This is a genomic window from Deltaproteobacteria bacterium, from assembly GCA_016931625.1.
Classification (GTDB): Bacteria; Myxococcota; XYA12-FULL-58-9; order XYA12-FULL-58-9; family JAFGEK01; genus JAFGEK01.
This window is the reverse complement of sequence record JAFGEK010000052.1, coordinates 25,401-32,821: the sequence shown is the minus strand read 5'-3', so window position 1 is coordinate 32,821 and position 7,421 is coordinate 25,401. Positions and strand designations below refer to the sequence as shown.

Genomic DNA, 7,421 nt, shown 5'->3' with positions numbered 1-7,421 from the left:
TCCATGACAAACTACTACACCTTGCCCATGTTGATCGCGGACATTTACCCGTGCTTATACTGCGGACATATACCGTATCAGTAACAGGCACTTCAAACCATGTTGACATATATTACACAGCGATTAATAATATTAATCATGAAGCGTACACAGATACAATTACCCGAGCCTTTATTTAATGAAATCAGGCAGATAGCAAAAAGACTTGATTGGAGTGTAACTGAAGTAATTCGACGTGGTGCTGAGTATATGACGCAAGTTTATGCTAAAGAAATAAGCAACAGCGATTGGGTATTACCAAATGCAGAACCACTTGGTGATTTTAAGGCGCCGGTGCAAAAGTGGCGTCAAATTGCCAATGAACCAGAATTAGCATCATTCTTGCACAAAGGCAGAAACAAACCATTATAAATAGTAGGGGTGCCCCTTAGTTATGGTAAATTAAAATGATTTCATTAGATACTAATATTCTGCTTTATGCACTTAATGCTGACTGTAGCGAAAATAAAAACGCTCGACATTTTTTAAATGAACTTTCGTCCAACAAAAACGTCGTAGTTTGTGAACTTGTTTTGGTTGAATTGTATTTACTGCTGCGCAACCCCGCCGTAATTAAAAAGGCGCTTTCTGCAACGAAAGCTGCTGCACTATGCAATAGCTTTAGAAATCATCCACGATGGCGATTAGTTGATTGTGCACCTATAATGACAAAAGTGTGGCAATTAGCAACTCATAAAAATTTTGCACGCCGCCGTATTATCGATGCGCGTTTAGCTTTTACTCTATTGCATCATGGCGTAACTGAATTTGCTACCCATAATGTTGCTGATTTTGCAGATTTCGGTTTTAGTAAAGTCTCAGATCCAATTGAAAATAAATATAGTTGATCACAAATAAGAACATCAAAAAGTATCCGTCTATCAGCTATATCATCGCCTTTCATTCTCAGTTCCATATTCCCTGTTCTTTAAATATCCAGTTCAAATTTGTTAGTTAAAGATAAAAAATCGGTCATTATATAAAAATGTAGATTTAAAGAACAGAGAATTAGGAATTAGGAATTTTCAGTGCGCTTAACGGTGCTCCTCTAAATTTCGTTTGAAATTTATTTATTAGCACCTAATATTGTGCAGCTTTATTGGCAAAATACGTTTATAATGCGTAAAGTCTTGATCAGTAGTGAATATTGAAAAGTTACGTCTAGAGGCAATAGCACATATTAAAAAATCAGTATTTGAACCTTGAATACCTTGGCAACGACAACTATTAAAAAAAGCGGCGGCTTGTTCAAAATCTGATGTTTCAGGTAACAAATCAGGAAAGGCGCGCAAATAATCCCGAAGTTTAAAAAATTGCGTTTGCTCTTTGATGCCACTAAGTAACTCTTGTCGAATAGGGCCAAACATAATCACTCGCCCTTCTTCAATTAAATTAGCAAGCTCATTTCTTATTGGGTAATTAATTTTTTGCATTCGTCGTAATGCTAGAGACCATATTGACGTATCAATAACTACTTTCACTGTCGTTTTCTTTGTTTTTTGTAGTTATATTCAGAATCAAAATCTATGCTACCAAATAGGTCTTTAATTTTTACCTGACGTCGTCGTGAAATATACTCTTGTAATGCTTCAGTAACAGTAGCCTTTTTAGTACGATGGCCACCAATCTTTTGTGCTTCTTTTAGCAAACCATCATCAATTGCTAAATTTGTTGCCATGTGTATATCTTTACACACTATGTTGTGTAAAGCAATTGTAACTTAACGCTTGTAAGCGTCTCGCAAGCGGGTATAAAATAAATATGGCTATTTATGTTTCTTTTATAACATTTTCTTACCGTGAGCGCTGGCTAAGGGGCTTAAAAGAAACGAATTTCTAGGTTATCAATGGAAACCATTCAAGGACTAGCAATGCCGCAAATATGCTACTTTTATGGAATTGTTATTATGATGTACTATGATGAGCATAATCCGCCTCATATCCATTGCACTTATGGTGGATATAAAGCAACTTTTGAAATACAAACAACTAAGCGAACAACTGGCAATATGCCAAAGACAGCAGAAAAACTTATTAAAAAGTGGATTGCAATGAGTAAAAATGAACTGTTATCGGTCTGGGATCTAGCCCAAAAACACATCAGTCCTTTGCCAACAATTGCTCCTCTTGAATAGGTAGTAACTCCATGAAGTCTTACATTGAAATCATTGATGTTAATCAAATTGGGGATTATTCGCTTTGTTTTACTTTTAATGACCAAAATAAAAAAACAGTCGATTTTTATAATTATATAAAGAAAAATAGCAAAGGCGTGTTCTCTAAATTGTTAGATAAAAAGCATTTTAAGCAATTTAAAATTGATATGGCAGGTGGAATTTCATGGTCTTGTGGTGCAGATCTCGCACCTGATATGATTAAAGAGGGTAAATTTTAATATTTGAGTCACTTACAGTGATAATAGTAAAGCTCACCATATCGATATCAAACCGCTAATGCATGGGCGCGAAGCGTTGGCAGAGTATTTAAATTATTAATCGTTAAAGCATATAGGCGCTTTTATGTGAAGCATAAGCAAACCTACAGGCACTTCAATCCATGTTGCTTGTATGAATCAAGTTTATTATCTACGCTGATTAATATCAAATCATTGACAATAGCTTGCCAGATGATTGCTCGATCAAAAGGGTCTTTATGCTCAATAGGTAGTTTATAGAAAGTAACAAGCTCAAGATTATCAATTTGCTTACAGATGAAGAAGCTGTCATCGATTGCCCGATAAAACTCTTCGGGAGTTTTGCCTAATAATTGCAACTTTTTTAGGGAATACTTAAGTGATATCTCCCACAAGCTATATTGACTATAAAAGATAGAATTATTTTCATCAAGTAATGTTATTTGCACGTTTTGTGAAAGCTTGTCTGGATCCGTAAACGACCAAATGAGAATATGAGTATCTACGATATAGTTCATTGCTTAAATGAGATCATTATCTGTTATAGAAAAATTTTTATTAAATATAGCTTTCATCTTGCCTTTAAGAGTACCCAAGCGTCGCCTCTTGCTGCGTTTATATTCTTTGTAAGGTACAATTACTGCGATGGTTTCGCGTTTTTTACCAAAAGATATAGCGATTTCACTGCCGGTCTTAACCTCTTTGAGAAGTGCAGAAAGGTGTGTTTTAACTTCGGCTACAGGAAGAGTCTTCATAATTATAGCATGACCAATTTGACCAAGTTAGTCAAGAAAGAAGCAACAGAAAGAAACGACACGCTGTTACCGCTACGCTTGTGTAACATAACTCTATTCTAAGATATTCCATTAATCTTTATTAATATTTAATTGACCCCCTAATGGTTACAGAATAAATACACATGCAATCATGAATGAGCGTTTTTCAATTATACCGCAGTCTATCCCCGAAGTATTGCTTTTACACTACCAACGCTTTGGTGATGAGCGTGGTTTTTTCTCTGAAACTTTTCGTGAGAATGAATTTGCGGCTTTGGGACTGCCTGAATTTGTTCAAGAAAACCATTCACGCTCAGTACGTGGCGTATTGCGCGGTTTGCACTATCAAAACGACCCAAAAGCTATTGGCAAATTAGTACGTTGTGCACGCGGCAGCATTTTTGATGTTGCAGTAGACGTACGCAAAGATTCACCAACCTTTGGCAAATGGGTAGGGGTTGAACTAAACGACCAACAACCAAATATGTTATATGTTCCTGTTGGTTTTGCTCATGGCTTTTGCACGTTATCAGAAATTGCCGATATAATTTATAAACAAACTGGCTACTATTCACCTGAGCATGAGGGGAGTATTCGCTTTAACGACCCTACCATAGCTATCAAGTGGCCAGTAGATAAACCAATGTTGTCAGCTAAAGATGCAGCAGCGCCAGTGCTTGCAGAGGCAAATAACCAATTTATCTATCGGGGGTAAAAACTCATGAAAGGTATTATTTTAGCCGGTGGTGCAGGAACCCGTATGCATCCGGCAACTTTAGCTATAAGCAAGCAACTGATTCCTATCTACGATAAACCAACTATCTACTACCCGTTATCGACATTAATGTTAGCTAATATTCGTGAGGTTCTAATCATCTCTACCCCTCATGATTTGCCACGTTTTCGCGAACTGCTAGGCAATGGCCGTCGCTTGGGCATGCAATTTTCTTATGCTGAACAACCTCGTCCCGAAGGACTAGCACAAGCCTTCATAATTGGTGAATCGTTTATTGGTGATCAACCTGTGGCACTAATTTTAGGTGACAACATTTTTTATGGTCATGGTTTTTCAGGTATGCTGCAACACGCCGTAAAGCATAATGAAGGCGCTTTAATATTTGGCTATTACGTAAACGACCCTGAACGCTATGGTGTGGTTGAATTTGACGCTAATAAAAAGGCCATCTCTTTAGAAGAAAAACCTTTAAAACCCAAAAGCCACTACGCCGTACCAGGACTATATTTTTATGATAACGAGGTCTGCACTATTGCTAAAGACCTTAAACCATCGGCTAGGGGTGAGCTAGAAATTACCGATTTAAATTTGTGCTATCTAAAACAAGGCAAACTTAAAATCGATATCATGGGTCGCGGTATTGCTTGGCTTGATACTGGTACCCACACATCTCTACTAGATGCAGCAAATTTTATTGAAGCCATTGAAAATCGCCAAGGGTTAAAAATTGGCTGTATCGAAGAAGTCGCCTATCGCATGGGATTCATTAACCGTGATAAACTTGCAAGCTTGGGCGAAGAATTAAAAAAATCACCCTATGGGCAATATTTGCAGGCTATTGCGGCTGAAGATACCTAAAAAAGCTTACCTGCCCATAAACGCTTAATAAAATCAGCAACACTTAATACTGTAATGCCATCATTTGTTTGGCGTGAATTTTTTTCTAAAGAAACAACATAGCGATTTTTTAATTCAGGATAATCTTTAATAGCCTCTCGTAAACCTTTTAGATGTTCCTTATGGATTTGTTCACTGGCTTTCACCTCAAATGCTGCTAACATTTTGCCAATGATAAAATCTACTTCTGGGCCTTGATGAACCTTCCAGTATGAAAGGTTATAATCGTGTCCCAAATAAGAAATATAAGCACGCAATTCATGGTGGACCCAATTCTCAAAGGCTTTACCGAAAATCTCTGATCGTGGATGTAATTCGCCACGTTCTGCAAAATAATTAACTACTCCAACATCAAAAAAATAAAACTTAGGTGCTCTAATGATTTTGCGCTTAGGTCTAAAAGTATAAGCAGGTAGAAAATAGCCAATTAAAGTATCAATTAAAATTTCAAAATACGATTTAATCGTTGGCCCTGACACCCCAACATCACGGGCAAAGGATTCTAGACTTAAAATTTCAGTATCACCCAATGCGGCAAATTCTAAAAAATGTGAAAAAGGGCCAAGCTTTCGTACTAATCCTTCTGCAAATATTTCTTCTTTTAAATAATCGGCACAATAGGCCCGTAATAATTGACGATACTCATCATCAGGATAAATTGCTGGCAATGTACCGCGATTTAACATTTTTACTAAATCAAAATCAGCACCCAATTCATGTGCCGTCATGCCAAAAAGCTCATAACGTATAGCCCGCCCACCAAGTAAATTTGCATGTGATCGACGTAGTTTACGAGCGCTTGAGCCACAAAGACCAAAAGCAATATGATCTTTCTCAATCATATAATGAATTTCATCAAGCAGCATTGGAGCTTTTTGTACTTCATCAATAATTACAAATTTTGCCCCCAAATCTAATAGTCGTTCGCGCAACCTGCCCGGACGAGTTATCAACTCTGTAAACTCTTCGCTGCGCAATAAACTAATAAATGGAGTTTTAGGATAAGTGTGTTCAAGAAGAAATGTCTTGCCGGTTTGACGAGGACCCCATAAAAAAAATGTGCGTTTGCCGATTTTAGGCAATTTTATGGTACGTTTATACATTTTAGAAGATATCCTTTGTAATTTCTAGAAATGTCAAAGTATATCTTTGTGAAATATTTATTGCCGTTAAATTTGACATACCATATTTATGGTAATACAGTTTCCTGTATGAAGGCAACAGTTGAAATTAACGATGAATTATTTGTTGCGGCAAAAAAACGGGCTGCTGAGTTGCATAAACCACTTCGTTCACTGATTGAGCGAGGTTTGCGTGCAGAACTTGGTCGTCAAATTGATCAACCACTGCAAAAAGACCCCCGTAAAATTCGTTGGATCACTGTTGACGGTGGCCTACCAAACGATATCGATATTAGCAATCGTGCTAGCATGCATGACTGGCTAAGAAAACAAAAATGATTGCTATTGATACTAACTTGCTAATTTATGCCCATCGTGCCGCAGTACCTGAACATAATGCTGCAAAAAATGCTATTAGCAAAGCATGCAACTCACGTGGTGGTTGTGGGGTTGCCACAAGTTGTATTGCCGAATTTTTTAGCATTGTGACACATTCAACTGCCACCGGTAATCCCTCAACCCCTAACCAGGCTGCACAATTTATTACTATGCTTGAAGAAGATGGTGGTTTAATAATTTTCAATCAGGGACCACGATTCTCATCTCGCCTACTGCAAACTGCAATTGATCTACAAATATCTGGTGTCCGCATATTTGATTTACAAATTGCTCTTTGTGCTCTTGATAATGGTGCTACCGAGCTATGGACTCATGACCATGCCTTTGTAAAAGTTCCAGGCTTAAAAATTATCAATCCTTTATAACTCGCCAACAAAAATATTTACACTTTTAAATCCGCTGTTTACATAAAAATGCCAATATGTTAATATGCGTTGACGTTTTTATGTGATTGCATAATAATGTATTTATGTTACACAAAACAACAACTCGTATTACTACAGATTTGAGTGACCCTAAGCTAATGATGTTGCTTAAGCTTGAAGCACAACAGCGTGGTATCACGGTAAAGCAAGTAATAATAAATGCTCTTGAAAGCTATTTTGCGCATCATCTCGAAACCAAAGCTTTAGAACATGCTGCTGAATCAGTATTTTCACAGTGGGATAATCCCCTTGATGCGGATTACGATAAATTATGACTCCAGGTGATATTATTTTAGTTAGCTTCCCATTTACCGCACTCAATGCTGTTAAAAAGCGGCCAGCGCTGATTTTACTTACTACAACTCTTAAAAACAAAACTGATTTAATTACTATTGCTATGATCACCAGCAAATTAGATGGGATATCTTTGCCTGGTGATTTGTCTTTACAAGATTGGCAATCAGCAAAGTTACTTCATCCGAGTTTAGTTCGCCTTGCTAAAGTGGCGACTATTGAAACCTGCTTAGTAGAAAAACGGCTGGGTAAACTAAGCCCTAAAGATTTTAAAGCTGTAGGTCAGCTATGGCGGCAACTATTTGAACCTTGTTGGTTATAA

The 7,421-nt window shown here is 37.2% G+C and carries 15 protein-coding genes; 10 read left to right on the top strand and 5 right to left on the bottom strand.

Annotation, left to right across the window (positions count from 1 at the left end):
• Positions 1–138: 138 nt before the first annotated feature.
• Both JW841_04545 and JW841_04540 read left to right on the top strand, forming a co-directional pair.
• Positions 139–411: an antitoxin gene (locus JW841_04545; protein ID MBN1960193.1), complete on the top strand. Its 273-nt coding sequence runs from the start codon at positions 139–141 to the stop codon at positions 409–411.
• 35 nt (positions 412–446) lie between these two features.
• Entirely contained in the window at positions 447–887 is a 441-nt protein-coding gene (locus tag JW841_04540) for a PIN domain-containing protein (GenBank protein ID MBN1960192.1), read from the top strand.
• A 225-nt stretch (positions 888–1,112) separates the two neighbouring features.
• Here the strand turns inward: JW841_04540 and JW841_04535 are convergent, their stop codons facing one another.
• Complete coding sequence (locus JW841_04535) at positions 1,113–1,520, bottom strand: PIN domain-containing protein (GenBank protein ID MBN1960191.1); 408 nt, start codon at positions 1,518–1,520, stop codon at positions 1,113–1,115.
• Positions 1,517–1,717 (bottom strand): type II toxin-antitoxin system VapB family antitoxin, encoded by a 201-nt coding sequence (locus JW841_04530; protein MBN1960190.1) that lies wholly within the window; start codon positions 1,715–1,717, stop codon positions 1,517–1,519. The genes JW841_04535 and JW841_04530 overlap by 4 nt, the downstream gene beginning before the upstream one ends.
• 192 nt (positions 1,718–1,909) lie before the next feature.
• On the opposite strand from JW841_04530, the gene JW841_04525 reads away from it, so the two are divergent.
• Together JW841_04525 and JW841_04520 are read left to right on the top strand one after the other, a co-directional pair.
• A complete protein-coding gene (locus JW841_04525) occupies positions 1,910–2,173 on the top strand; it encodes a DUF4160 domain-containing protein (GenBank protein MBN1960189.1) in 264 nt (87 codons plus the stop codon).
• Between the two features lie 11 nt (positions 2,174–2,184).
• Positions 2,185–2,433 carry a DUF2442 domain-containing protein gene (locus tag JW841_04520; GenBank protein ID MBN1960188.1) on the top strand — a complete coding sequence of 83 codons (249 nt, stop codon included), beginning with the start codon at positions 2,185–2,187 and terminating at the stop codon, positions 2,431–2,433.
• Positions 2,434–2,576: 143 nt separating this feature from the next.
• Here JW841_04520 and JW841_04515 read toward each other — a convergent pair whose 3' ends face one another.
• Together JW841_04515 and JW841_04510 are read right to left on the bottom strand one after the other, a co-directional pair.
• Positions 2,577–2,969: a type II toxin-antitoxin system VapC family toxin gene (locus tag JW841_04515; protein MBN1960187.1), complete on the bottom strand. Its 393-nt coding sequence runs from the start codon at positions 2,967–2,969 to the stop codon at positions 2,577–2,579.
• A gap of 3 nt (positions 2,970–2,972) precedes the next feature.
• Positions 2,973–3,206: a type II toxin-antitoxin system Phd/YefM family antitoxin gene (locus JW841_04510; GenBank protein ID MBN1960186.1), complete on the bottom strand. Its 234-nt coding sequence runs from the start codon at positions 3,204–3,206 to the stop codon at positions 2,973–2,975.
• 172 nt (positions 3,207–3,378) lie between these two features.
• On the opposite strand from JW841_04510, the gene rfbC reads away from it, so the two are divergent.
• Complete coding sequence (gene rfbC / locus JW841_04505) at positions 3,379–3,942, top strand: dTDP-4-dehydrorhamnose 3,5-epimerase (GenBank protein ID MBN1960185.1); 564 nt, start codon at positions 3,379–3,381, stop codon at positions 3,940–3,942.
• A gap of 6 nt (positions 3,943–3,948) precedes the next feature.
• Positions 3,949–4,821, top strand: coding sequence for a glucose-1-phosphate thymidylyltransferase RfbA (gene rfbA / locus JW841_04500; protein ID MBN1960184.1), 873 nt, complete (start codon positions 3,949–3,951; stop codon positions 4,819–4,821).
• Here rfbA and JW841_04495 read toward each other — a convergent pair.
• Positions 4,818–5,963: an ATP-binding protein gene (locus JW841_04495; protein ID MBN1960183.1), complete on the bottom strand. Its 1,146-nt coding sequence runs from the start codon at positions 5,961–5,963 to the stop codon at positions 4,818–4,820. The genes rfbA and JW841_04495 overlap by 4 nt on opposite strands.
• A 108-nt stretch (positions 5,964–6,071) precedes the next feature.
• Here JW841_04495 and JW841_04490 point away from each other — a divergent pair, with 108 nt between their 5' ends.
• From JW841_04490 to JW841_04475, 4 genes are all read left to right on the top strand, one after another.
• Positions 6,072–6,320 (top strand): hypothetical protein, encoded by a 249-nt coding sequence (locus JW841_04490; GenBank protein ID MBN1960182.1) that lies wholly within the window; start codon positions 6,072–6,074, stop codon positions 6,318–6,320.
• Positions 6,317–6,745 (top strand): PIN domain-containing protein, encoded by a 429-nt coding sequence (locus tag JW841_04485; GenBank protein MBN1960181.1) that lies wholly within the window; start codon positions 6,317–6,319, stop codon positions 6,743–6,745. The genes JW841_04490 and JW841_04485 overlap by 4 nt, the downstream gene beginning before the upstream one ends.
• A 104-nt stretch (positions 6,746–6,849) precedes the next feature.
• The gene (locus tag JW841_04480) at positions 6,850–7,080 is read left to right on the top strand and encodes a hypothetical protein (protein MBN1960180.1); all 231 of its coding nucleotides are present in this window, start codon (positions 6,850–6,852) and stop codon (positions 7,078–7,080) included.
• Positions 7,077–7,421, top strand: coding sequence for a type II toxin-antitoxin system PemK/MazF family toxin (locus tag JW841_04475; GenBank protein MBN1960179.1), 345 nt, complete (start codon positions 7,077–7,079; stop codon positions 7,419–7,421). The genes JW841_04480 and JW841_04475 overlap by 4 nt, the downstream gene beginning before the upstream one ends.